Origin of the sequence: Pseudomonas sp. LjRoot71 (genome assembly GCF_964253255.1) — a bacterium.
Classification (GTDB): domain Bacteria; phylum Pseudomonadota; class Gammaproteobacteria; order Pseudomonadales; family Pseudomonadaceae; genus Aquipseudomonas.
Window position 1 is genome coordinate 1,144,760 of the sequence record NZ_CAXURA020000001.1, and the last position, 23,089, is coordinate 1,167,848.

The 23,089-nt window shown below is 59.3% G+C and carries 23 protein-coding genes and 1 pseudogene; 13 read left to right on the plus strand and 11 right to left on the minus strand.

The genetic code is table 11. From position 1 onward, the window contains the following. Positions 1-39: 39 nt before the first annotated feature. The 7 genes and pseudogenes from ACSQ17_RS05395 to ACSQ17_RS05425 form a co-directional block, all read right to left on the minus strand. A complete protein-coding gene (locus ACSQ17_RS05395; protein ID WP_233686571.1) occupies positions 40-306 on the minus strand; it encodes a helix-turn-helix domain-containing protein in 267 nt (88 codons plus the stop codon). Next, the gene (locus ACSQ17_RS05400) at positions 307-1,632 is read right to left on the minus strand and encodes a type II toxin-antitoxin system HipA family toxin (protein ID WP_436067892.1); all 1,326 of its coding nucleotides are present in this window, start codon (positions 1,630-1,632) and stop codon (positions 307-309) included. A gap of 440 nt (positions 1,633-2,072) precedes the next feature. After that, complete coding sequence (locus ACSQ17_RS05405; protein WP_436067893.1) at positions 2,073-2,405, minus strand: XRE family transcriptional regulator; 333 nt, start codon at positions 2,403-2,405, stop codon at positions 2,073-2,075. Further along, positions 2,398-2,763, minus strand: a pseudogene (locus ACSQ17_RS05410) (type II toxin-antitoxin system RelE/ParE family toxin). Before ACSQ17_RS05410 ends, ACSQ17_RS05405 begins: the two are co-directional and overlap by 8 nt. A 48-nt stretch (positions 2,764-2,811) precedes the next feature. Then, positions 2,812-3,117 carry a tyrosine-type recombinase/integrase gene (locus tag ACSQ17_RS05415; protein ID WP_436067894.1) on the minus strand — a complete coding sequence of 102 codons (306 nt, stop codon included), beginning with the start codon at positions 3,115-3,117 and terminating at the stop codon, positions 2,812-2,814. A 124-nt stretch (positions 3,118-3,241) separates the two neighbouring features. Further along, positions 3,242-4,546: a sensor histidine kinase gene (locus tag ACSQ17_RS05420; RefSeq protein WP_436067895.1), complete on the minus strand. Its 1,305-nt coding sequence runs from the start codon at positions 4,544-4,546 to the stop codon at positions 3,242-3,244. Next, complete coding sequence (locus ACSQ17_RS05425; RefSeq protein WP_436067896.1) at positions 4,536-5,219, minus strand: response regulator transcription factor; 684 nt, start codon at positions 5,217-5,219, stop codon at positions 4,536-4,538. Before ACSQ17_RS05425 ends, ACSQ17_RS05420 begins: the two co-directional genes overlap by 11 nt. A 107-nt stretch (positions 5,220-5,326) precedes the next feature. Here ACSQ17_RS05425 and ACSQ17_RS05430 point away from each other — a divergent pair, with 107 nt between their 5' ends. From ACSQ17_RS05430 to ACSQ17_RS05445, 4 genes are read left to right on the plus strand one after another with little or no spacing between them, the layout of a single operon-like run. Beyond that, the gene (locus ACSQ17_RS05430; RefSeq protein WP_436067897.1) at positions 5,327-7,285 is read left to right on the plus strand and encodes an LTA synthase family protein; all 1,959 of its coding nucleotides are present in this window, start codon (positions 5,327-5,329) and stop codon (positions 7,283-7,285) included. A 41-nt stretch (positions 7,286-7,326) separates the two neighbouring features. Next, a complete protein-coding gene (locus ACSQ17_RS05435) occupies positions 7,327-8,061 on the plus strand; it encodes a phosphatase PAP2 family protein (RefSeq protein ID WP_436067898.1) in 735 nt (244 codons plus the stop codon). After that, a complete protein-coding gene (locus ACSQ17_RS05440) occupies positions 8,061-8,696 on the plus strand; it encodes a phosphatase domain-containing protein (RefSeq protein ID WP_436067899.1) in 636 nt (211 codons plus the stop codon). Before ACSQ17_RS05435 ends, ACSQ17_RS05440 begins: the two co-directional genes overlap by 1 nt. A 3-nt stretch (positions 8,697-8,699) precedes the next feature. Beyond that, positions 8,700-9,077 (plus strand): hypothetical protein, encoded by a 378-nt coding sequence (locus ACSQ17_RS05445; protein WP_436067900.1) that lies wholly within the window; start codon positions 8,700-8,702, stop codon positions 9,075-9,077. A 345-nt stretch (positions 9,078-9,422) separates the two neighbouring features. On the opposite strand, the gene putA is transcribed toward ACSQ17_RS05445, so the two are convergent. After that, on the minus strand, positions 9,423-13,364 hold the full coding sequence (gene putA / locus ACSQ17_RS05450; protein WP_436067901.1) for a trifunctional transcriptional regulator/proline dehydrogenase/L-glutamate gamma-semialdehyde dehydrogenase: 3,942 nt from the start codon (positions 13,362-13,364) through the stop codon (positions 9,423-9,425). 515 nt (positions 13,365-13,879) lie between these two features. Between putA and ACSQ17_RS05455 the strand changes: the two genes are divergently transcribed. The 4 genes from ACSQ17_RS05455 (at position 13,880) to ACSQ17_RS05470 (ending at position 15,996) form a co-directional block, all read left to right on the plus strand. Beyond that, positions 13,880-14,167, plus strand: a complete 288-nt coding sequence (locus ACSQ17_RS05455) for a hypothetical protein (protein WP_233685816.1) — start codon at positions 13,880-13,882, stop codon at positions 14,165-14,167. Between the two features lie 158 nt (positions 14,168-14,325). Continuing rightward, the gene (locus ACSQ17_RS05460) at positions 14,326-14,670 is read left to right on the plus strand and encodes a zinc ribbon domain-containing protein YjdM (protein WP_233685817.1); all 345 of its coding nucleotides are present in this window, start codon (positions 14,326-14,328) and stop codon (positions 14,668-14,670) included. A gap of 399 nt (positions 14,671-15,069) precedes the next feature. Further along, positions 15,070-15,789, plus strand: a complete 720-nt coding sequence (locus tag ACSQ17_RS05465; protein WP_436067902.1) for a substrate-binding periplasmic protein — start codon at positions 15,070-15,072, stop codon at positions 15,787-15,789. 51 nt (positions 15,790-15,840) lie between these two features. Continuing rightward, positions 15,841-15,996 (plus strand): hypothetical protein, encoded by a 156-nt coding sequence (locus tag ACSQ17_RS05470; protein WP_436067903.1) that lies wholly within the window; start codon positions 15,841-15,843, stop codon positions 15,994-15,996. 49 nt (positions 15,997-16,045) lie between these two features. On the opposite strand, the gene ACSQ17_RS05475 is transcribed toward ACSQ17_RS05470, so the two are convergent. Further along, entirely contained in the window at positions 16,046-16,789 is a 744-nt protein-coding gene (locus tag ACSQ17_RS05475; RefSeq protein WP_436070432.1) for a hypothetical protein, read from the minus strand. Between the two features lie 296 nt (positions 16,790-17,085). Between ACSQ17_RS05475 and ACSQ17_RS05480 the strand changes: the two genes are divergently transcribed. The 3 genes from ACSQ17_RS05480 (at position 17,086) to ACSQ17_RS05490 (ending at position 19,201) form a co-directional block, all read left to right on the plus strand. Further along, the gene (locus tag ACSQ17_RS05480; protein ID WP_436067904.1) at positions 17,086-17,811 is read left to right on the plus strand and encodes an endonuclease; all 726 of its coding nucleotides are present in this window, start codon (positions 17,086-17,088) and stop codon (positions 17,809-17,811) included. A 111-nt stretch (positions 17,812-17,922) separates the two neighbouring features. After that, the gene (locus ACSQ17_RS05485; protein WP_436067905.1) at positions 17,923-18,279 is read left to right on the plus strand and encodes a hypothetical protein; all 357 of its coding nucleotides are present in this window, start codon (positions 17,923-17,925) and stop codon (positions 18,277-18,279) included. Positions 18,280-18,616: 337 nt separating this feature from the next. Then, on the plus strand, positions 18,617-19,201 hold the full coding sequence (locus tag ACSQ17_RS05490) for a hypothetical protein (protein ID WP_436067906.1): 585 nt from the start codon (positions 18,617-18,619) through the stop codon (positions 19,199-19,201). Between the two features lie 208 nt (positions 19,202-19,409). Here the strand turns inward: ACSQ17_RS05490 and ACSQ17_RS05495 are convergent, their stop codons facing one another. After that, a complete protein-coding gene (locus tag ACSQ17_RS05495) occupies positions 19,410-20,447 on the minus strand; it encodes an IS630 family transposase (protein ID WP_126624845.1) in 1,038 nt (345 codons plus the stop codon). 795 nt (positions 20,448-21,242) lie between these two features. Between ACSQ17_RS05495 and ACSQ17_RS05500 the strand changes: the two genes are divergently transcribed. Continuing rightward, positions 21,243-21,800, plus strand: coding sequence for a hypothetical protein (locus ACSQ17_RS05500; RefSeq protein ID WP_436067907.1), 558 nt, complete (start codon positions 21,243-21,245; stop codon positions 21,798-21,800). 4 nt (positions 21,801-21,804) lie between these two features. Further along, entirely contained in the window at positions 21,805-22,155 is a 351-nt protein-coding gene (locus tag ACSQ17_RS05505) for a hypothetical protein (protein WP_436067908.1), read from the plus strand. A 125-nt stretch (positions 22,156-22,280) separates the two neighbouring features. Here the strand turns inward: ACSQ17_RS05505 and ACSQ17_RS05510 are convergent, their stop codons facing one another. Further along, positions 22,281-23,051 (minus strand): gamma-glutamyl-gamma-aminobutyrate hydrolase family protein, encoded by a 771-nt coding sequence (locus tag ACSQ17_RS05510; RefSeq protein WP_436067909.1) that lies wholly within the window; start codon positions 23,049-23,051, stop codon positions 22,281-22,283. Positions 23,052-23,089: the final 38 nt, after the last annotated feature.

The following is a 23,089-nucleotide window of genomic DNA, read 5'->3' on the forward strand; positions in this document are numbered from 1 at the left end:
GCGCTCATCCAGCCTTAAGAACCAGCATGCAGCCGCAGCTCAACGCGGAGTCTTCGGCACAATGCCGACCTGCATGCCAAAGGGATTAAACACGCTGTTCAGAGTCTGAACCGTCGGGTTGCTCTCATCCAGTTCCAGCTGTCGCAAGGCGCGCAATGACAACTTGCACATCTGTGCAAATCTGGCCTGCTGCAAGCCAGTCACCTCCTTACGCAGACGCCGCACTGCTTCTCCAATCGTGATCTCGCCGCTAGCCAACTGCTGCTGCAGCTCATTCAAAATGCGATTTCGCTCAAGAATGTCCATTTAGACCAACCCCCACTGAAGCATCCGCTGCTGGAGATTTCTAAGGGCTATACGAGGGTGACTCATGGTTGAATCAGGAAGTCCTTGTGCACTCAGCAGGTCAGGTAGCGCGAGAAGGTCCTGAGCTGCCAACCGCAATCGCTGGTACAGCTCATCGGCATTAACCCACCCCGCGACCTCATTACAGGCCCTTCTCCAGTTAACCTCTCCAGCAAGCTCGATGTGCTTTGGCCACTTCGTCGTACGCGTAACCCCCTCTTCGTCCATGACCATCGGCGCTAGGTCGTAGATTGGCGCCAACCGAACCCCCTGCTCGCAGCGGAGAATCGCGGTGTTGCGTCCGTGATTATCTGAATTACCGAGAATCTGGTTCAGCAGATCACGCCGCATGTATTCAAACACCAGATCTCCGACCTGCTGCTCCTGTCCAACAGCTCGCCATAGTTCGACCAGATTCCCCAGCACGTGCGTGTGCAGCATGTAGCTACCCGCCTCGGTTACACCACATAGCGAGTACATGGACTCAACGGCAGTTCGGCTAACACCTGCGGGGCTAATCTCCCGATCAAAGCGATGCATCCAGAGACTGGGCTTATTGCCCTCCTCCAATGCCAGCCCTTCAGCTGCAACCGTATCCATTCCGAGCTGTTGGACAGCACGATAGAAGCAGTACTCGCTGCGCAGGATGTCCTGATCGGTCTGACCGGCTTTGTTACGCGCGAACTTCACAAACCAGTGCTGGGCTGCGTCTGCATCTGGCAACACGGCATCTGGATGCAGGGCGCCCTGTCGATCTTCAGTCAGCAACAGCTTGGGGGCCTCACCGCCAGCACCTGTCGCCCCGCCAATCGCTGCGCCCTGTTCATACGCGTACTCCAGGAATCGTGAGTCCCGACTAATAACCTCATCGCGCGTAAAACCGAGCACAGGGCTGCCCGCAATCGCCTCGACGGACTCCTTGATACGCAGATTTCCAATTGGTGCTGGTGTGCAACGCCCAAGGAGGTAGAGATCTAGATTGAGACCTTCGGGCCGCTCTCCCCCCAAACGTTTCAGTAGAAAGCGCCTCGCTGCACCTGATGGCAGGATGTCGAAGATAAACGCTGGAGCCTTCTTATCTCGCCAGGAGTCCCAGCCGAGAGGGTAAGCTGCACTGACAGCCACATTCAGCCGACTGCCGACAGACTCCAGGGAGTCAACCAGATAGCCCTGCTGATAGCCATAAGCGCAAGCCCCCTCCAGCCCTTCTTCGGGCTGCTCGAAGCGGAGCTCCATGGCATTGCGCCACTGGCCATCCGTATAAATCTGCAGAGTAAGATTATGCATACCAGTCACCGGTATTTTAATGCCCAAACATTAGACCTACACGCAAAAAAAGGCAATTTAATGCCTAAAATCTTTCCTTAACTATAAAATAAGGCATTAAAGTGCCTAAATTTACGAAATCAGCTCCAGCTTCGAAGTACGCTGCTGTATTCAACTCCCCAGCAAGGATTTGAACCCGCACCCAGCCATATTGCTCAACCGGCAATGCTTGCACTGAGTCTATTTGGATGCACTCTTGACGGAAGGCTCAAGGCTTCTATACTGCTGAGCACTGAGTGAAATCCTACAAATCAGTTTTCTTGGGCCAAGCACCCGAAATGCTGATTTGAGCTGGGTGTTTGTGTCTTTGGACTCAAATCCCCCCGACTCCACCAAATAAACCCCTGATTTTCCTAGATAAAGTCAGGGGTTTTTCTTTGGGTGTCGAAAAGGTGTCGAGTTTAAGCCTGCTGGAGAAGATCGGTTTCGAGGTCTGAAAAATTGCTGATTTTCACTGAGCCATCAGGGAAACGAGCAATGACCTCCAACTGACCGCCCATGGCTTCGATGTGGCTGCGCAGGGTGGAAATGTACATATCAGTACGCCTTTCCATTTTGGCAATGGATGGCTGCTGTACATGCAGCACCTCGGCCAGCACCTTCTGAGAAAGGCCACGCGCTTGGCGCAGTTCATTCAGCGGCATTTCAGCAAGCAGCTCCTGGGCCTTGGCCTCTACCCTGGCTTGGGACTCGGGCGCCATCTTTGCGCGTAGCTCTGCAAATTTCTTAGCCATCTATCAAGCCCTCCTTCCGAAGCTGTTCCAGATGTTCGTCATACAGACGATCAGACAGCGGAACGTTGATTTCATACCAACGACCATCACCAGTCTTGTCGCCACCGATCAGCAAAATGGCCGATCGCCTGGGATCAAAAGCGTATAGGGTTCTGTATGGCCGACCTTCGTGCTGAGTCCTCAGCTCCCGCATATGGCCATGACGTGAACCATTGATTCCGCTGCTATGCGGAAACCCAAGTGCTGGGCCTCGCTCTTCTAGGAGTCAGACTGAGACAGCAACAGACTCTTGCTCATCAGCAGATAAGCTTTCCCACCAGTCACCGAACTCGTCGGTATATTCGACATCCCAAGTCATGAATAAAATATAGCCTCAAAGGAATATTCTATCAACGGAATATTTTAGTCATAGCGACGAAAGCGGTCCGAAGCGTAATGCATCCTGCAGGTGATCCGGAGTCAAATGCGCATAGCGCATGGTCATAGCCAAACTGGAGTGACCCAGGATCTTTTGCAGGGTCAGGATGTTGCCGCCGTTCTGGATGAAGTGGCTTGCGAAGGTGTGTCGCAGCGAGTGAGCCGCCTGCCCTTTCGGTAGCTGGATCGACGCCTTGGCCAGTGCACGGCGGAACGAGGTAATAGCCACGTTTGGCTGGCCATGCTGTTTCCAGTGCTGGCGGATCTTGGCTTCCAGCTCGGCAGTAACCGGCACAGAACGCACCTTTCCGCTCTTGGTTCCGCTGAACGTGATCACGCCATTACGAAGCCCGGTCGGCTTGAGCTTTTCGGCTTCTGACCATCGAGCGCCGGTAGCCAGACAAATAAGCGTGATGATCTCAACGTGTGGGTTGTCGCAGCGATTGAGGGTGACCTTTATCCGTCGTCAGCACCACACGGAAACAGGTGCCGCCCGCCGGCAGGTTGCTCACGGTGATACCCCAGCCTTGCCGAGTGCAGATTCGTTTGACCAGCGACAGCCCCAAGCCCAAGCCCTCGCCACGGGTCTGGGTGCCGCGGACAAAGGGCTGGAAGATGCTTTCATGCTGCTCAAGCGGAATCCCCGAGCCGCTGTCCTCCACACGCAACCCCGCTGGTTCGAGCACCAGGCGCACGAAGCCCTGCTCGGTGTAGTGCAAGGCATTGCGCAGCAGGTTGCTAACCACCGTGCTGAGCAGGGTCGGGTTGTACAGCTCAGCATCCGCGCCTTCGTTGATGAACTGGAAATCCAGCCCCTTGTCCCTGAGCAGCGGCCCCCAGCGGTTGGCTTGCTCGCTGGCGATACTCACCAGGCTACTGCTGGGGGGCGGTGCACCGGCGTTGGCTTTATCACGCGCCAGTTGCAGGAAGGTCTGCACCAGCTCACGCATTTCTTCGCTGGCGCGGCTAATGCGTTGCAATTGATCGCGCTCACGTGGCCCCAGCGAGCTTTCGGCCAGCAGCTCGCAGGAACTGGCGATCACCATTAGCGGGGTGCGCAGTTCATGGCTGACATCGCTGGTAAACAACCGCTCGCGCTCCAGGGACTGGCGCAGCTGGCCCAGGGTGCTGTCGAAGGCATCTGCCAGTTGCCCCACTTCATCATCTGGATACTCCGGAGCCAGGGCCGGCGCCAAAGGGTTTAGCTGGTCACGATGGCGCACCTGACGGGCCAGGCGGGTGATCGGTTCCATGACCTTGCGCGCCATGATCACACCCAGCGCCCAAGCGGCGATCACCGTCAGCAGAAAGCCCGCCAGCACCACATCGAACAGGGCCTGTTCACGCGCCTCGAACTCTTCCTGCTGTTGCACCAGCATATAGGTACGGCCGTTGAGCTCATGGGTGTAGACATACAGCGCCTGGTCGCCTTCCATGACCTCGTTGAAGCCCAACGACAGCCCGGCAAACTGCTCGGGAATGGCATAGTCGGCCAGGTCGGAGGCGAAGAAGCGCGTCGCCGAGTCCAGTCTGGGCGGGCGGCCCTGGCTGATGTCGGCATGCAGCACTTCGTTCAGCTCACGGCTCAGCTCCTGCGACACCAGGTGCTCTTCAATAAAGTGCACCACCGCCACGATGCTCAGGGAGAACAACCCGCTGACCAGGGTAGTCATCAGCACGAAGGCGATCAGAATGCGCCGCGCAAAGGGTTGTTTAGAGGCCATTGTCTGGCTCCGCCAGGCGGTAACCGACGCCATGCTGGGTACGCAGCAACGCCGTGGCGAATGGTTTGTCGAGCACCTGGCGCAGTTGGTGGATATGGCTACGCAGGCTATCGCTGTCCGGGCAGTCATCGCCCCACAGCGCCTCTTCAAGCACTTCACGACGCACCACGGCCGGGCTTCTCTGCATCAGCACCGCCAATAGCTTGAGCGCCAGCGGATTGAGTTTGAGCGCCTGACCGGCGCGACTGACATGCAGGGTGTCGAGGTCATAGAGCAGGTCGGCGACCTTCAACTGACGTTTGCGGCTGCCCTGACTGCGCCGCAGGATGGCCTCGATGCGCGCCACCAGCTCGGACAGGGCAAAGGGCTTGATCAGGTAATCATCGGCGCCCACCTGCAGCCCCTGGAGACGGTCGTCCAGCGCATCGCGGGCAGTCAGCATAAGGATCGGCACTTCGTTGTGGCCGTCTTCACGCAGGCGTTGGCAGACCTGATAGCCGTCCATGCCGGGCAGCATGATATCGAGCACGATCAGGTCGTAGTGGCCGGTGGTCGCCAGGTGCAAGCCGCTCAGTCCGTCCTGCGCGCAGTCGACGGTAAAACCCTTGAGTTGCAGGTAGTCCAGCACATTGGCGAGGATGTCACGGTTGTCTTCGATGACCAGAATTCGCATCGTTGGCTCTCTATTTCGAGGTTTAACGCTTTTTTCACAACGCGTTGACGCGCGCCTCACAGGCCCGCTCACAGACTGCGGCACGTTCATCCAACAAGGATCATACGATGCCTCAGCTCTATTTCGCCCAGTTGCGTTACCTGTCCATCATTGTGCTCGCGTGGCTGCTGGTGTTCTTCCTGACCCGCAGCGTATTGCTGGCCAGCCACCTGGCCGATGCCCACGGCAACCTGCTGCAACTGAGCGCGGTGTATACCATCGGCCTGGTCTACGACCTGTGCTTTCTACTCTATGCCACTTTGCCCCTGGCGCTGTACCTGTTCCTCTGCCCGCACAGGCTCTGGCGGCAACGCTGGCACCAGCGCCTGCTGCTGGCCCTGGTGGCGTTCAGCCTGTTTGTCATGCTGTTCACGGCTGTGGCCGAATGGCTGTTCTGGGACGAATTCGGCGTGCGTTTCAACTTCATTGCCGTGGATTACCTGGTGTACTCGGAGGAAGTGCTCAACAACATCCTTGAGTCTTATCCGATCTACCCGCTACTGGCCCTGCTCGCCCTACTGGCAACCGCCGCCAGCATTGCCCTGCGCAAACCGGTGCAGGCCGCACTGGATGCCCCCCTGCTGGCCCCATCGCGGGCCTTTGCCAGCCTGGCACTGATAGTGCTGCTGGCAGGGCTGAGCAGCCTGACCATCGGCCAGGATGCGCCACGCGGCATGGGCGGCAACACTTACCAGCGCGAGCTGGCCAGCAATGGCCCGTTCCAGTTCTTCGCCGCCTTTCGCAACAATGAACTGGACTACCAGCAGTTCTACAGCACCCTGCCCGCTGACCGCGTCGCCAGCCTGCTGCGCGATGAAGTGCGCGAGCCTAACGCGCGCTTTATCGGCAACGACCCGCAGGATATTCGCCGACTGATCGACAACCCAGGCCCGGCCCGAAAGATGAACGTGGTACTGGTGGCCATCGAGAGCCTGAGCGCCAAATACCTTGGCAGCTTCGGCGACACCCGCGGGCTGACCCCCAACCTCGATGCGTTGCGCCAACACAGCCTGGCCTTCAGCAACTTCTACGCCACCGGTACGCGAACTGACCGAGGCCTGGAGGCCATCACCCTGTCGATCCCACCCACACCGGGGCGCTCCATCGTCAAACGGATTGGCCGCGAAAGCGGCTACGCCAGCCTCGGCCAGCAGTTCAGTGCGCTCGGTTATGACAGCGTGTTTCTCTACGGTGGGCGCGGGTACTTCGACAACATGAACGCCTTCTTCGGCGGCAACGGCTACCGGATTGTCGACCAGAGCAGCGTGGCCGAAGCGGACATGACCTTCCAGAACGCCTGGGGCATGTCCGACGAAGACCTCTACAAGCAAACGCTCAAGGTAGCCGACAGCGACCATGCCGCCGGCAAACCGTTCTTCCTGCAACTGATGACCACCTCCAACCACCGCCCCTACACCTACCCGAATGGGCGCATCGACATCCCCTCAGGCGAGGGCCGCGAGGGCGCGGTGAAATACACCGACTACGCCATTGGCCAGTTTCTCAAACAGGCCCAGGACAGGCCCTGGTTCAAACAGACTGTGTTCGTCTTCGTTGCCGACCACACCGCAGGCAGTGCCGGCCAGGAAGACCTACCCGTGGCCAACTACCACATTCCGCTGTTCATCTACGCCCCGGCCCTGCTCGAAGCGCAAACCTTCAGCGCCGTGGCCAGCCAGATTGATCTGGCCCCCACCCTGCTGGGCTTGCTCAACATTGATTACAGCTCGACCTTTTTCGGCCGCAACCTGCTGCGCAGCGACCGCGCGCCTGGCCGCGCCCTGATCGGCAACTACCAGCACCTAGGCCTGTTCGATGGGCAGAACCTGGCCATCCTCAGCCCCCGCCAGGGCATGCGTCGCCACGACGATGCTCTGGGCATCAGCCGCGAGTCCACGAGCAACCGCGCAGACCCGCTGCTACAACGCGACATTGCCTATTACCAGGGCGCCAGCCATGCCTTTGAGCAACACCTGATCACCTGGCAACCGACCATCTCCCCTGCCGAACAGTTCAGCAAACGTTAAGCCTGGCCGCGCACAGTAGCGACCAACAGAGGAGTGCCGTCATGGCTCACAGCCACACCCGCTATTTTGATTTTCGCCTCGCCCTGGGAATTCCCCTGGCCCTGATGGCGCTGCTTTTACTGATCGACCCCAGCGGCCTGGACTTCGCCCTGGCGCAGCTGTTCTACGAACCCGGCCAGGGGTTTGTCGGCCGTCACAGTTTCTGGCTGGAAGACATCCTGCATGACCGCGCCAAACAGGCGGTAATCGCTCTTGGAGTTCTGGCCATCGGCGGCTTTCTACTCAGCCTGCTGCCCAGGTGGCAGGCTTGGCGGCGACCGCTGGGCTACCTGGTGCTGGCCCTGGCATTGTCGACCGGCATCGTCACACCACTAAAGAAACTCACCGGCATGCATTGCCCATGGAGCCTGAGCGAGTTCGGCGGCACGCAAACCTTTAGCCCGCTGCTCGGTGAGCGAGCACCTACCGACAAGCCGGGGCGCTGCTGGCCAGGTGGCCATGCCGCGTCCGGCTTTTCCCTGTTCGCGCTGTTCTTCGTGCTGCGCGACCGCCGCCCACGGCTGGCACGCTTTGCCCTGGGGTTCGCATTGGGGCTGGGCACGCTGCTTTCCGCAGGACGGATGATGCAGGGCGCGCATTTTCTCTCGCACAACCTGTGGACACTGCTGCTCGACTGGCTGATCTGCACCCTCTGCTACCGCTGGCTGCTCTATCGCCCACAGCCCGCGACTGCGGCGCTGACCATCAACCACCGCCTGCACGAGGGCCAAACCTGATGCGTACCCTGCTGAGCAGCCTGCTCCTGTTGCTGTTGCTGGCCACGCCACCGGCCTGGAGCAACAGTGTCCCCCATACGCGGCCAGTTGCCTGGGCAACACCACTGGACGCACGCCTGAACCTCTATCGCATGGATCAGGGGCTTTACCGCAGCGCCCTGCCACAGGCCGGCGATCAGCCGCTGTTGCAGCAGCTGGGCGTGAAGACCGTGATCAACTTCTACCAACGCAGCGATGCGCAGTGGCTGAACGCTCCCGGTATCCGCCAGGTGCATCTGCCGCTGCGCACCGACCGCATTGATGATGCCGACGTGCTCGCCGTCCTGCGCAGCATCCGTCAGGCCCAGGCCTACGGCCCGGTGCTGATTCACTGCAAGCACGGACAGCACCGCACCGGCCTGATTGCCGCGCTGTACCGCGTGGTCTACCAGGGCTGGAGCAAACCTCAGGCCCTGGCGGAAATGCGCGGCGGCGGTTTTGGCGGCGAGGAGCGCCTGGCCGATGCCGAAGCCTACCTACAGGACGTCGACATCAACGCCCTGCACAGCGCCCTGGCCAGCGGGGCCTGCAGCACCAGCCCCTGGGCACTGTGCAGCATCAGCAGCTGGCTGAATCATCAACTGGCCTGGAGGTGAACCATGCCACACGTGCCCACTCGCAGCCGTAAAGGCCTGTATTGGCTGCTGGCCGGGCTGGTTGCCAGCCAACTGCTGGGCTGCCAGAGCACCCGCGAACAACTCACGGCAGCAGGCTACCCGGCACCGTTTATCGACGGTTTCGAAGCCGGATGCAGCAGCGGTCGGCAAGCGGCCGGTGCCCTGCAACCCTTTCGCAAGGATGTACCGCGCTATCTGCAGCAGCCCGACTACGCCACCGGTTGGGACGATGGTTTCCGCCAGTGCCAGGCCAGCCTGGAAAGCGACCTGCAACGCCGCTGGCATGAACAGGACGCAGACGATGACGCCTGGCGCAACTCGGTCGATCAGGCCATGGCCAAGGCACTGCGTGCCAAATGAACACGCTGGTTCTGTGATAGATGCAGGCCGTGCGCAACGTCACCCGCCAGGTACTCAAAGAGCAGGGGTAAATCAGGGGCCGATACGGCGGGAAAAGACGGTGGCCGATGTGGCACAGAGCAGGCCACTCAATTCCGCACCCGCCGGGTAGGCAGGTGCAGTGCATCGAAATGCCAGAGAGGAAGAAACCCATGTACCGGGCGGATAACCCACCGTTGCCGGCTGTACAAGGGCGCTGCAGAGCAGAATCAGAGACCTGGAACGGTCTCCGAGGGTGGCGGTAAGCCGGTGTTGCCAACTGCCCCAACGGGCGAACCAGTCAGGGCAGGATGCTCGTAAAACCTGTTAACCGATGGTCATCAGGCTGGCGTTGCCGCCCGCTGCGGCGGTGTTGATGCTCAGGGCGTGTTCGATCAGCAGGCGCTCCAGCGGAATGTCCGTCTCACCTTTATGCAGACCATGCACACCGATGATTGCGCCAGGACGCTGAGCCGCCAATTGACAGACTTCGCGCAGCTGATCGGAGTCACCGTGATGCAGGATGGCGTCGAACACCGTTTCGCTCTCGCTCCACTGACTGAGCACGCTGATGCGTTGCTGCACGGCTTTAGGCAGTGCGGCAAACAGCTCGCGGGTCAGTTCGCTTTCCTGCCACAGCACCTGGCAACCTACGGCCAGAGCCGCTGCCAGTTGCACCAGCAGGTCGCTGCGCTCATCCGCCAGGCACAGCACGTGCTCACGTGGCAGCAAGCTGTAGCTGTTGCGCTCGCCAGTCGGGCCATTGAGCATCTGCACGGTGCCGCTCTGTGCCAGTTCAACATACTGAGCGCTCAGCGCAGACAGGCTCGGCTCATGCTTGGCCGCCCACTCTTTCAGCGCCTGAATCACCTTGGCCTGCTCGGCCGGGCGCTGGATTTCGCCATCTTCCTGCCGCAGCTGCTTGGCCACTGCGTCCTGCGGACGGGTTGCCAGCAGGCGGTACATATACAGCGGGCCACCGGCTTTCGGGCCAGTACCCGAGAGGCCTTCGCCGCCAAACGGCTGCACGCCGACCACCGCGCCCACCATGTTGCGGTTCACATACAGGTTGCCGACCTTGGCGGTATTGACCACCTGGGCGATGGTTTCATCGATGCGCGTGTGCACACCGAGGGTCAGGCCATAGCCGCTGTCGTTGATCTGCTGCAGCAACTTGCCGAGGTCGGCACGCTGATAACGCACCACGTGCAGCACTGGGCCGAAGATTTCGCGCTGCAGCTCGTCGAAGCTGTCCAGCTCAATCAGCGTCGGCAGCACAAAGGTACCGCGTTTGATGTCGTCACCCACAGCACGGGCGCTCTGGAACACCTTGCGACCTTTCTCGCGCATCTTCTCGATGTGCTGGTCGATATTGTCCTTGGCCTCACTGTCGATCACCGGGCCGATATCGGTGCTCAGGCGTTCCGGGTTGCCCAGGCTGTATTCCGCCATGGCGCCCTTGAGCATATTGATTACCCGATCGGCCACATCTTCCTGCACACACAGCACGCGCAGAGCCGAGCAGCGCTGACCGGCGCTGTCGAAGGCCGAAGCCACCACATCAATTACCACCTGCTCGGTGAGCGCCGAAGAGTCGACGATCATGCTGTTGAGGCCGCCGGTTTCGGCGATCAACGGGATAGTCCGGCCCTGAGCATCCAGGCGACCAGCCAGGTTACGCTGGATGATCCCAGCCACTTCAGTGGAGCCGGTAAACATCACCCCACGCACTCGCTCGTTGCCGATCAGGCCGGCACCGACCGTTTCGCCACCACCCGGCAACAGTTGCACGGCACCGCCCGGCACGCCGGCGTCGAGGAGGATGCGTACAGCCTGGGCGGCGATCAGCGGCGTCTGCTCGGCCGGCTTGGCCAGCACGGTGTTACCGGCAGCCAGGGCAGCAGCCACCTGACCGCTGAAGATCGCCAGTGGGAAGTTCCACGGGCTGATGCATACCACCGGGCCCAGTGGGCGGTGGCTGTCATTGCTGAAGTGATTGCGCGCCTGGGCCGCGTAGTAGCGCAGGAAGTCCACGGCCTCACGCACTTCGGCGATGGCGTTGGCAAAGGTCTTGCCGGATTCGCGCACCAGCAGGCCCATCAGTTGCTGGGTTTCCGCTTCCATCTGGTCGGCGGCGCGGTCCAGCACAGCGGCGCGTTCAGCCGGCAGAGTCGACTGCCAGATCTGCCCGCTGGACACGGCGCAGAGCACAGCATTGCGCACATCCTGCTCGTTGGCCTCGTACACATGACCAACGATGTCGCGGTGATCGGCCGGGTTGCGCACCGGCTGTGCTTCGCCCAGCTCAGGGGCGTCGCAACCGAGCAGCGGCATGGCTTTGTAAACCGTATTGGTGCTGCTCAGCAGCGCCGAGGACAGCGAACCCAGACGGTGTTCGTTGGCCAGGTCGATGCCTTCTGAATTCAGACGCGCATCGCCATAAAGAGCACGCGGCAGAGCGATACGCGGGTGTGGCAGGCCAAGGCCGCCTTCCTGCGTGGCCATCTGCTCGACCTGCTGTACCGGGTCGAGCACCAGCTCCTTGATCGAAATGCTGTGGTCGGCGATGCGGTTGACGAACGAGGTGTTCGCGCCGTTTTCCAGCAGGCGACGTACCAGGTAAGCCAGCAGGGTTTCATGGCTGCCCACCGGTGCGTAGATACGGCACGGGCGGTTCAGCTTGCCATCGGCGACCTTGCCCACCACCTGCTCGTACAGCGGCTCACCCATGCCATGCAGGCACTGGAACTCGTACTGACCGGGGTAGTAATTCTGCCCGGCCAGTTGATAGATGGCCGACAGCGAGTGGGCGTTGTGGGTGGCGAACTGCGGGTAGATGGCTTCCGGCACGGCCAGCAGCTTGCGCGCACAGGCGATGTAGGAAATGTCGGTGTACGGCTTGCGGGTATAGACCGGGTAGCCTTCCAGACCTTCGACCTGGGCGCGCTTGATCTCGCTGTCCCAGTACGCGCCTTTTACCAGGCGGATCATCAGGCGGTGACGGCTGCGCTTGGCCAGGTCGATAACGTAGTCGATCACGTACGGGCAGCGCTTCTGGTAGGCCTGAATCACAAAGCCGATACCGTTCCAGCCGGTCAGCGCCGGGTCGAAGCACAGACGCTCGAGCAGATCGAGGGAGATTTCCAGACGGTCGGCTTCTTCGGCGTCGATGTTCAGGCCGATGTCGTACTGCTTGGCCAGCTTGGTCAAGCCCAGCAGGATCGGGTACAGCTCGTCCATCACCCGGTCGTACTGGGCGCGGCTGTAACGTGGGTGCAGGGCGGAGAGCTTAATTGAAATGCCCGGACCTTCGTAGATGCCACGGCCGTGCGAGGCCTTGCCGATGGCATGGATGGCCTGCTCGTAGGACGCCAGGTAGCGCTTGGCGTCTTCATCGGTCAGCGCGGCTTCACCGAGCATGTCGTAGGAATAGCGGAAGCCTTTGCTTTCCATGTTGGTGGCGTTGGCCAGGGCTTCGGCGATGGTTTCGCCGGTGACGAACTGTTCACCCATCAGGCGCATGGACATATCCACGCCCTTGCGGATCAGCGGCTCGCCGCCCTTGCCGATAATGCGGTTGAGCGAAGTCACCAGGCCGGCTTCGTTGTGCGTGGCCACCAGCTTGCCGGTGATCAGCAGGCCCCAGGAGGCGGCGTTGACGAACATCGACGGGCTGTTACCGAGGTGCTGGCTCCAGTTGCCGTTGCTGATCTTGTCGCGGATCAGCGCATCACGGGTGGCTTTGTCCGGAATGCGCAGCAGCGCTTCGGCCAGACACATCAGCGCCACGCCTTCCTGCGAGGACAGCGAGAATTCCTGCAACAGGCCCTGCACCAGGCCCTGACGGCCACCGGCGTTTTTCTGGTTGCGCAGCTTCTCGGCGATGCTCATGGCCAGCCTGTTGCTCGCCTCGGCCATGTCCTTGGGCAGACGCGCCTGCTCCAGCAGCATCGGCACCGCTTCGGTTTCCGGACGGCGATAAGCGCCGGTAATCGCCGCACGCAGCACCGATTGCGGGAGGATGCTTTCAGCAAAATCGAGAAACACCTGCAGGCCTTGCTCAGTCAGGTTTTCCAGCACTTCTTCGCCGGCCACCGCAGCCAGGCCGGAGTGCTCGGCCGGGGTCAGACCACCCTCGATCTGCTCCAGGTAATTGAAGATCGCCTGTTTGATCAACCAGTGCGGCGTGCGGTCAATCGACTGCGCAGCCTGCTTGAGGCGATCACGGGTTGCATCATCGAGCTTAACGCCAAGGGTAGTGGTGGCCATTGGTTTGTCCTGTTATGAGCTGGAGCACGGCAAAAATCGCCGGGAGCAATGTTGACCTCACCCGCCATGGCCCTAAAAGGTGGCGATGACCGCGAGCGGGGCACAAAAAACTGGCGAGAGATTAAACCCCCAGAGGCGAAAGGTGCAACTAGGTGCAACCAAACAAAAGCCCACCTTGAGCACCCCACCAGCCACCCCATAACTCCATCTCTCTGCGGCAACCCTCAAGCCTGGCGCTGCCCGCAGGGAAAACCCGAACTACCGAGGTAAAACGGCTGTTTTAAAAAAGCCCGCACCTTCCGACGATAGGTACAACTCACATACACAATATGGTTGCACCCGATTACTCAACCCGCCTATTTGAGCAAAGCACAACCACCCGCATTGCGCACAACAGCCGACGGAGTGCGCGCCAGCCACCGGCGCGCCTGGCGGTACAACCCAGGCGATGGAGTGAATAGCCGAGCAGGCCTGTCTCAGGCTAAGCTCAATGCGGGAATCATCAGGAGATGGCCATGACCGCCAAGGAAGCGCAATTGACTGAATTGCTCAGTCTGTCGACCCGCACCCTTACGCATTTGAGCGCGGCCATCACGGCCATGTCGTTCGAGTTGCTGAATACCCAGGACAGCGCCGTACACGCCACCGCCCACAAGATGATCGAGCGCATGCTGGCCATCAACACCGAACTGGATCGGCAGTGGCAGCTGGTCGGCGAATTGGTCGGCACTCCGACCGAACCCGGCAACAGCCTGGAGCAAGTGGTTCTGCAGAGCCTGGAGCCGGTCAGCGACGAACACTGACCCGCCGCCAGGCCAGCCCCATGTTGCGCACCACTGCCATTATCCTCGGCACTGACCAGCTCAACATCTTCCGGCCCCCAGCTAACCCAGTTCTTCGAAACAGCGAAAAGCCTTATATAATATGTGGCATTTACTCATCGACCCACCAAGGATACGCCGTGAGCACTCTTCCACCCTGCCCTGAATGCAACTCCGAATACACCTACGAAGACGGCGAGCAGTTAGTCTGCCCGGAGTGCGCCCACGAGTGGTCCGCCACGAGCCCTGGCGACGAAACTAACAATGATGCGCGGGTGATCAAGGACTCGGTAGGCAATGTTCTACAGGATGGTGACACCATCACCGTAATCAAGGATCTGAAAGTCAAAGGCTCGTCCCTAGTGGTCAAGGTTGGCACGAAGGTCAAGGGCATCCGCCTATGCGATGGCGACCATGACATCGATTGCAAGATCGATGGTATCGGCGCAATGAAGCTAAAGTCAGAGTTCGTGCGCAAGGTCTGAACCAGTCTGCGCAAAGGCTAGCCCCCAGCCTGTACCGGGGCGTTGATTGGAATAAAAACGCCCCGGAGCAGCCTGCTCCGGGGGCACAAAAAATCAGTACGACTAGGCAGAGCACGGCAAGGTCTGCCGATACTGCTTGCTTCCAGGCTTGTTACCACCACAGAAACGAGACTACTGCTGCGCAGCGGAACATTGCTGCTCCTGCACTGGACAGAAGCCTCAGCAGCCGCCAGCGAAATCGCTTTATTACCGCCCTCAGATTAAACACCATGCGGCTGAACCTGCCTGCCAGTTCAACGCACCGCCAGCGGAAAACTGCGCCGCCAACGTCGCACGTGCCGCACAATTGGCTAGCATCAATAGCGAGCACTGCGCTCGCTGAAGCCCCTGGAGGACGCCATGCGTATTGTTGCGCTGTGTCTGTTGCTGCTGCCCTGGGCGCTACAGGCCGAGGACTGGAAGGTGGTGGGCGATGAGCAGTTTGCTCCCTACAGCTTTGTCACCGTCGAAGATGATCAGCCGCGCGGACTGGATGTCGAGCTGGTGGAAGCGGTGCTGCAGGAAGCCAAAATCCCCTACAACCTGCGGCTGTACCCCTGGGAGCGGGTCAAGCGCATGCTCGACCGCAATGAAGTGGCGATGGCCTTCCAGTTTGCCGGTACCCCCGAGCGCATGCAGCAATACGAACTGGTCGGACCGATCCGCACCGGTTCCACGGTATTTATGACCACCGGCAAAACGGCCATCCGCGACTGGCAGCACCTGGATGACCTGCTGCCCTACGTGCTTGGTCAGGTACGTGGCTACGCCTACCAATCGGACTTCGACAAGGCCGAGCTGCGCCGTGATACCAGCGCGCAGAACCCACGCCAGCTGGTGTCGATGCTGCTGGCCGGACGGATCGATATCATCGTCGGTGATCGCGCACAGCTGATGTATTTCGTCCGCGAACAGCGTGCCGAACAGGACGTACGCATCCTGCAACGGCCGCTAGTGGAAATGCCACGCTATGTGGCCTTTGCCAAAGGTGATCGCGCCCGTGCCGAGCAGTTCGCAGCAGCCCTTGAGCGTTTGCGCCAGGCTGGTAGCCTGGATGCCATCTATAAACGCTGGCACTGACCCTGACTCCGGAGCCTCCATGCCCATACCCTGCCTCTGCTCGCCACCACCTTGCTGCTCAGCGCCTGCGGCCTGGGTGAAACCGCCGCCACCGCCAGCCTGCAAGCCGAACAGGCGGCGCAACTGCAACAGCAGACCGAGCAACTCAAGCAGCAGATCGAAGCAGCCAACGCGCAGAACAACAAACGCCTGGAAGAAGGATACTGACGCGCGCAACGGGTGAGTGGCGAACGCCGTTTCGGCGCAGGTTCTGGTGCTATTGCACCGGCAGGAAGTTCATAAACAGCAGGCTCTGGGCATAACTCACCCCCATACGCCGGTAACGCTCGTCGAGCACATCGGTGAGCAGGTCCAGACGCGCGACGATCTTGCCGAACTCCACGGCATAGCTGAGGTTGTGTCCATCCGCGGAAATCTCATTGGACAGCAGCCACGGCTTGCCCTCGGCATCAGTGCGCCGGGCCAGCATCCAACTGGCCTTCTCCATATTGCGCGCGGCGTTATGTACGAACTGTGGGTCCAGCGTGTCACTCAGGTAGTACTCGGTGCGGCCGCCATGGGCAGTGATCAGCATGCTGGCCAGTGAATAGATAAACGCGCCAACCCGATCCCCCTGGTACTCGGCGCTCAGGGCATAACTCAGCGCGGCAATATCGGTGCGCCCACCCAGCTGCGGCAGCGGCTGATCCAGCTCAATGGCGCGGTGCACTGCACGCTTGGCTGCCTCGGCGTCAGGCAAGCCGGTCTTGCGCCATTCACGCGGGTTACGCAGGTACAGTTTGTCCATCAAACGATAGAGGCTGTTGAGGTTATTGCGCATGCCCAGGGTGGCCATGCGGTCGGCGTGGCTCTGGAAGAATTCGGTGGGTTTGATCGGGCTGCTGTTGCTGATGATGCTCTGATGATCCTGCCGCGAAGCACAGCCGCCCAGCGCCAGCAGCGTGACCATGGCCAGCCCGACCACAGCGCCGTAGCGCCGCGACAGGGCCATGCTCGGCATGCCGTGGGCGCATTGTTCCAGCCTGGGTAAACGCTGCACAGTACTCATCAGTGGAGGTCATCCGCTGCGGTGTGATGGGGGTAACGCTAGCAACAAAATCCAGATTGGCCAGTTTTTCTGCCCAAAGGCATGACTTGCAGCACAATCAAGCACCTAGCGATACAAGCTCAGGTTGTGTCCGAACAGACCACCGTCACCGCAAAAAGTTGAGCAACACCCCCCGAACACCCGACGAACACCCCGTTGCAGAGCGGTTTTAACGGTATGATCCGCAGCTTTTTGCCGCCGAGAAGCCCATGCCGCACCTGCTTGTCCTGTTTTGTCTGCTGTTCGCCCTGCCCGCCTTCGCCGAAGCCCCAAAAACCTTCAACGCCGCCAAGAAAATCGCCTGGCAGATCTATGCCGCGCGCCCCACCACCTTCTATTGCCAGTGCCACTACAGCGGCAACCGCGTCGACCTCGACAGCTGCGGCTACCACCCGCGCAAACAGCTGCGCCGCGCCCAGCGCGTGGAATGGGAACACGTGGTGCCGGCCTGGGTCATCGGCCACCAGCGTCAGTGCTGGCAACAAGGCGGCCGCAAAAACTGCGCGCGCAACGATGCACGCTTCAAGGCCGCCGAAGCCGACCTGCACAACCTGGTGCCGAGCATCGGCGAAGTGAATGGCGACCGTTCCAACTACGCCCTCGGCATGCTCAGCAACACACCCACGCAATACGGAAGCTGCCCGATGGTGGTCAACTTCAAAGCCAAGACCGCCATGCCGCCGCAACAGGCCCGTGGCGCAGCGGCGCGTATCTACCTGTACATGGCCGAACGCTACCAACTACGCCTGTCCACACTCGACCGCCGCACTTACGAAGCCTGGCACCGCCAATACCCGGTCAGCGAATGGGAGCGCTGGCGCAACCAGCAGGTTGGCTGCGTGATGGGCCACAGCAACCCCTATGTCGGCCCTATCGACCTGGGCCAGTGCCGCTCGCTGCAACGCGCTTCTGGCGAACACAGCAAGCGCGGCTGAATACCGTTCGGCGCTTTTACACAGCCTTTACATTGGCCGCTGCAATGCCGAGCCCCGCGCAGTGTCGAAACAGGCAGCCGGGAAAGACCGGTTTGCAGAGGAGTTTCCATCATGCTGTCGCGTATCCCCCTTATCACAGGCCTGGTGACCAGCCTTGCGCTGCTTGGCCAGGCTCCGGCACAGGCCTCCAACCGCGACGCGGCCATTGCCGGCGCGGTGGTGGGGGCGGTGATTGGCGGTGTCATCATGAGCCAGAGCCGCCCGGTGCAGGTGTATGAACCGCCACCACCGGCGTACTACCCACCACCGCCAGTCGCCTACTACCCGCCACCCGCGGTGTACTACGAGCCGCGCCCGGTCTACTACACCCCCGGCCCGGTGTATTACGTCCCCGAACCACCCCGCCGCCACCGCTGGCACGGCCACCAACACCGCCGCCACCACGACGGCTATGGTCGCCGCTGGTAATAAAAAAGCCCCGCCAGAGCCAAGGCGTTGGCTTAATCTGTTGATGCAGATCTCCAACACCTTGATCTGAAAGCCAAAAAACAGAAATCCCCAGCAGAAAATGTTTTCTCTGGGGATTTTTGTTTCTAGCCCTGATGCAACCTGGCCCTCGGTGAATCCTTCAACAGATTTCCCCAACGGCTAGCGCCAGAGCGGGGCTTTTTTATGGGCGCAGGGTAAAGGTCAAAGCACATTGCCATCACTGCACATTGTCATTAGCCTGTGCGCCGCCCAGGGACGGGCGATAGCAGATGGTCGTTCCTTGCGTATTAACCCGCTGTATCGACAAGGATTCGCCATGAAAAAGATTGCCTACCTGCTGGCCCTGACCCTGCTCGCCACCCTGACCGGTTGCACCATCAAGCACCCGATTGCCGAGGACTACCCCGCCTACCTGAGCAACAACACCGGGGATAGCCAACTGCCCAGCGCTAACGGCCCTGCCGCCTATGCCCTGAGCCCGGCCACCAGCAGCCACCATTACGAATTCCGCTCCGCCGTGGTGGGCCATGCCAACCTGTGGATCGTCAACTTCGGCCAGATGCTCGACAACACCCTGCAATCGGCGGACGTACAACAAGCCTTCGGCCGCCTCGAAGCGCGCCAAAGTGGTGATCTGCCGCTGCTGAGCTTCGAGCTGCAGGAATACCGCTTCGCCGACTTCCGCGCCTATATCACCTTGAAGGTGAACGTCAGCGCGAACGAACAGCAGCTGTTCTCCAAAACCTACAAGGTCGAGGGCAAAAGCCAGGGAGGCAAAATGTTCTGGGGCGGCTCCTTCGCCATGAAAAACGCCATCCAGCAATCCACCAAACTGGCCCTGGACGACATCCTGCGCGAGTTTATTCAGGACTATAACCAGCTGAATCTGGCCCAGAAGTAAGCCAGTCGCTCGGGAAACGACCGCAGTGGTGGATGGATACAGCGTCATCCACCCTACTCGCTGACGGCATGGGCTGTAGTGGCTTGGCGTTCAATGACATCCGCCGCAGGTGTATTGCCGCTACTTACTGGTTTCGGCTTTACGCCGAGTCACTTTCTCTTTGCGCGCGCAAAGAGAAAGTATTAACCCGGCAATCAAATACACCAAATCATGCCGCGTAGGCGATACGTGGATGCCGGAAATAAGAACGGATTCTTTGGGGGTGTAATTGCAATCGTCTCATGACCGAGCGAACACGCCCTTCCAGTTCGTCCTGATTACGCGCTGGCAAGCCCGTACGGACCTGATGTTTCAAATCACAATTCAAATACTCGTCAGGATTCAACTCCGGGGCGTATGCCGGCAAGAAGAACAGTTCGATTTGCTCTTTGCGGTCGGCGACCCAGGCGCTCACCTTTTTGCTGTGGTGTACGCGCAGGTTGTCGAGAATCAAGAACACTTTGCGGCCCTGCGCATCGCGAATCAGGCGACCCAGGAAGCGAATCAGCACTGGGGCTGTCAGCGTTTCCCGATACAGCATGAAGCGCAGTTTGCCCCGATTGGTCACAGTGGAAATCATGTTGGTGGAAAAGCGACTGCCGCTGACCTGGCGCACTGGCGTTTCGCCAATAGGGGCGTAGCTGCGGCCAGCCTGGCTGTCACTGCGCATACCGGTTTCGTCGCCCCACTGAATCTCACCATTCTCGGCCTTGGCCCGCTGTGCGATGCGTGGATATTCATTATCCAGCCAGCGCTGAACCACTTCAGGTTTCTGCTGATAAGCCCGATGCAGTGGTCGCTGCGGGGTGTAGCCCCAACGCTTGAGGTATTCACCAACCGTTCGAACCGGCATGAGAAAACCACAGCGCTGGCGGATCAGTTCTCGCACGGCATCACGCGTCCAGAGTGCAAAGCCGAGCTTGAGTTGGTCGGGCATCTTATCGGTCATCAAGGTGCGCACCAGCACTTCCTGGCTGGGGCTCAAACTGCGGCGATCACCCTGGCGCACACCGCGCTGGCCGCCGGCAATGGCAGCCTTTTCGCCTTTGTGTTCTGCGACCTGCGCCCAGTGAGCGATGGTGCGGGGGTGAACACCAACCGCTTCGCCAATAGCCTTGTAGGTGTAACCCTGCTCACGCATGCGCAGGGCCGTGGCGCGCTTTTCACGCTGTTCTTGGGGGCTGAGTTTGCGGGCATCTGTTTTCATGGAGACAGATTATCCGATATGCCCTATTTATTTGCCAGGTTAATAACCAAAGAGAAAGCGCGCCCGGCATCCGGGTTTCGCTGCGCTCAACTCCCCTCGCTCCGGTGCTGTTCCGAGGGTCGTCACAGTGGGCCATCCCTGGCCCATCGTTCCTCGTTTGGCATCCATGCCAAACGCCCCTCTCCACAACACCTCCACTCGGCCTCCTGACGGGATTCGGGGACCGCGTTGTTTGGACGATTTGTGGACGACAGAGCCTAAAAGCCAAAGCAAAAGCATCGCGGCCATGGGCCGCTCCTACGGGTTCGTAGCCTGTAGAGCGGGTGAAACCCGCCATGCTTTTTGCTTTTCAACCAGCGATTTCACAGACGACGCCAAAACGCCCCATCAGAAGGCCGAGTGGAATCGTTGTGGAAGGGGTTGAGCGGCATGGATGCCGCGAGAGCCGCAATGGGCCAGGGATGGCCCTTCGCGGCGGGCCCCTGGAGCAATGATGGAACGAGGGAAGTCAAGCGCAGCGAGACCCGGATGCAAGGGGCAAGACCTTTTGCTTACTTTTGGGGCGTTTGCCAAAAGTAAGCCGCCGTAAGGGCGGAACCGGTAGACCGGACAACACGTATGCAGCGCCTGGTCAATTGGCCGTGGTCGTCGTTTCATCGTTATGTAGGGGCGGGCTTATTGCCGTGGGGATTGGGCGGGTGGTGAGCAGTGAATGGGGATAGCCATTATTGATTGGTATCGCTACGCTCAACCCATCCTACGGGCTCAACGAGGAATGAAATTGGACGCAGACAAATGAGAACAGCGTTAATAGTCTCGATCATAGGTATAGCCGGCGGCTCATACTTACTTGCAGGAGTCCCCCTAACTGAATTCCAAAACAAGTACATTTCAATATTCGGCACACTTGGAACTATTACGGGCTTAGTATATGCAATCGCACAAATAGCTTTAATGAGAAAAGAATCAGAGGTTATTTCTGAAACAGCCAAGGAGACAAAGTCGCAAGTTCTTCTCATTACGTGCATAGCAGATTGGGCGAGAGGAGTTAAAGTCGCACAAGAAGTGCAAATATACTGCCGCAGCGGAAAAAGAGAGATTGCAATTCCGCGAATCCAGGAATTAAAGCAGATATTGCAGGATATTGTTAACGCCGCAAATAGTGAAATCAAAAACACTCACGGCACCAACGCAGCAAATCAAATTATCAGTCTAAATATTATAATTAACGGCTTTGAAAAAGACACTAGAGCAAAAATGAGCGGAGAAGAGGTAGCCCGCGTAAATAACACGCTGGAGGCAACCATCGATCTACTTAACGAAATTCAAAGCATCACAAAGAACAAAGGATAAGATTGTGGACGAAAAAATCAGAAACCTAATTAGTACATTAACTGATAAGACTAGCACTTCAAAAATAAAATGGGAAAGGACTTCAAGAGACAATGAATTCATTTGCAAAACAGGAAGCGGCGCAATAACTGTAGATAGCTATATGGCAGGACATGAATTCAGCGACGAAGAAGAGCATGTAGTAGACATTTGCATCTTGAACGATCAAGGAATTCAGATTGAGCGCATATACTACGACGAAAACAGTCCAAGTGAGTTCAGACTACTCTTATCTCTCCATCAATCCATTTATAGGAAGTATCACAAAATTGATGAAGTCATAGACAACATCATCAGTGAAATCTCCGAACTTTAAGTTTATCTGTGCTCGTCGCTGACAGACCGCGAACCTGAAGGGTGGGGTTGAGCAACGCGATACCCATCAACTCTCAAAAAAAGGCCCATCAATCGATGGGCCTTTTGTTTAAATCACCATTCGGCTCAGACCAACGCCGCCTCGCTGCGACGCTCAAGTTTCTTCACCTGATATTCCCTCGCCGCCTGATGAAACGCCCCCAACAGCGCGTTGTAATCCGCCTTCTCCCAATAGCGATACTCGGGATGCCACTGCACCCCAACAGCAAACGCCTTGGCCCCAATCACACTGACCGCCTCGATCTGCCCATCCTCGGCCACAGCCTCAACCTGCAAGCCCTCGCCCAGGCGATCAACCCCCTGACCATGCAATGAGTTGACCTTGATCTGCCGCTCGCCGAACAGCGAATGCAACACGCCGCCCTCGGTCAGGGCGACGTTGTGCATCGGGCCGTAGGCCACGTCATCCGGTACATCCTTCACTTCACGGTGATCAAGACGACCTTCCACCTCATGCACCTCGCGGTGCAGGGTGCCGCCAAACAGCACGTTCATTTCCTGCATGCCCCGGCAGATGCCGAGGAAGGGAATGCCGCGATCAATACAGGCGCGCAGCAGGCGCAGCACGGTTTCATCACGGGGTTTGTCGGCCAGGCCGAGGCCGGGGTGGTCGTCGCCGTAGAAGCTGGGGTGCACGTTGGAGAGTGAGCCGCCGAACATGATGCCGCTGACGTTATCCAGTACGGTGTCCATGTCCAGATCATTGCCAAAGGCCGGGATCATCAGCGGGAAGGCACCGAAGCCGGTGACGGCGTGAATGTACTTCTCACCGACCAGGTGAAACCAGCCGATATCACGGCTGGTCAGCTGCCAACGGCACAGGGGAAGGCCAATCATGGGTTTATTCATTGCAAGGAGTCCTCTTCATTAGTCAT

Excerpts from the sequence above, each read along its gene's own strand:
- ACSQ17_RS05395 (WP_233686571.1), bottom strand. The coding sequence starts at position 306 with ATGGACATTCTTGAGCGAAATCGCATTTTGAATGAGCTGCAGCAGCAG.
- ACSQ17_RS05400 (WP_436067892.1), bottom strand. The coding sequence starts at position 1,632 with ATGCATAATCTTACTCTGCAGATTTATACGGATGGCCAGTGGCGCAAT.
- ACSQ17_RS05405 (WP_436067893.1), bottom strand. The coding sequence starts at position 2,405 with ATGGCTAAGAAATTTGCAGAGCTACGCGCAAAGATGGCGCCCGAGTCC.
- ACSQ17_RS05420 (WP_436067895.1), bottom strand. The coding sequence starts at position 4,546 with ATGGCCTCTAAACAACCCTTTGCGCGGCGCATTCTGATCGCCTTCGTG.
- ACSQ17_RS05425 (WP_436067896.1), bottom strand. The coding sequence starts at position 5,219 with ATGCGAATTCTGGTCATCGAAGACAACCGTGACATCCTCGCCAATGTG.
- ACSQ17_RS05430 (WP_436067897.1), top strand. The coding sequence starts at position 5,327 with ATGCCTCAGCTCTATTTCGCCCAGTTGCGTTACCTGTCCATCATTGTG.
- ACSQ17_RS05435 (WP_436067898.1), top strand. The coding sequence starts at position 7,327 with ATGGCTCACAGCCACACCCGCTATTTTGATTTTCGCCTCGCCCTGGGA.
- ACSQ17_RS05440 (WP_436067899.1), top strand. The coding sequence starts at position 8,061 with ATGCGTACCCTGCTGAGCAGCCTGCTCCTGTTGCTGTTGCTGGCCACG.
- ACSQ17_RS05445 (WP_436067900.1), top strand. The coding sequence starts at position 8,700 with ATGCCACACGTGCCCACTCGCAGCCGTAAAGGCCTGTATTGGCTGCTG.
- putA (WP_436067901.1), bottom strand. The coding sequence starts at position 13,364 with ATGGCCACCACTACCCTTGGCGTTAAGCTCGATGATGCAACCCGTGAT.
- ACSQ17_RS05455 (WP_233685816.1), top strand. The coding sequence starts at position 13,880 with ATGACCGCCAAGGAAGCGCAATTGACTGAATTGCTCAGTCTGTCGACC.
- ACSQ17_RS05465 (WP_436067902.1), top strand. The coding sequence starts at position 15,070 with ATGCGTATTGTTGCGCTGTGTCTGTTGCTGCTGCCCTGGGCGCTACAG.
- ACSQ17_RS05475 (WP_436070432.1), bottom strand. The coding sequence starts at position 16,789 with ATGCCGAGCATGGCCCTGTCGCGGCGCTACGGCGCTGTGGTCGGGCTG.
- ACSQ17_RS05480 (WP_436067904.1), top strand. The coding sequence starts at position 17,086 with ATGCCGCACCTGCTTGTCCTGTTTTGTCTGCTGTTCGCCCTGCCCGCC.
- ACSQ17_RS05485 (WP_436067905.1), top strand. The coding sequence starts at position 17,923 with ATGCTGTCGCGTATCCCCCTTATCACAGGCCTGGTGACCAGCCTTGCG.
- ACSQ17_RS05490 (WP_436067906.1), top strand. The coding sequence starts at position 18,617 with ATGAAAAAGATTGCCTACCTGCTGGCCCTGACCCTGCTCGCCACCCTG.
- ACSQ17_RS05495 (WP_126624845.1), bottom strand. The coding sequence starts at position 20,447 with ATGAAAACAGATGCCCGCAAACTCAGCCCCCAAGAACAGCGTGAAAAG.
- ACSQ17_RS05500 (WP_436067907.1), top strand. The coding sequence starts at position 21,243 with ATGAGAACAGCGTTAATAGTCTCGATCATAGGTATAGCCGGCGGCTCA.
- ACSQ17_RS05510 (WP_436067909.1), bottom strand. The coding sequence starts at position 23,051 with ATGATTGGCCTTCCCCTGTGCCGTTGGCAGCTGACCAGCCGTGATATC.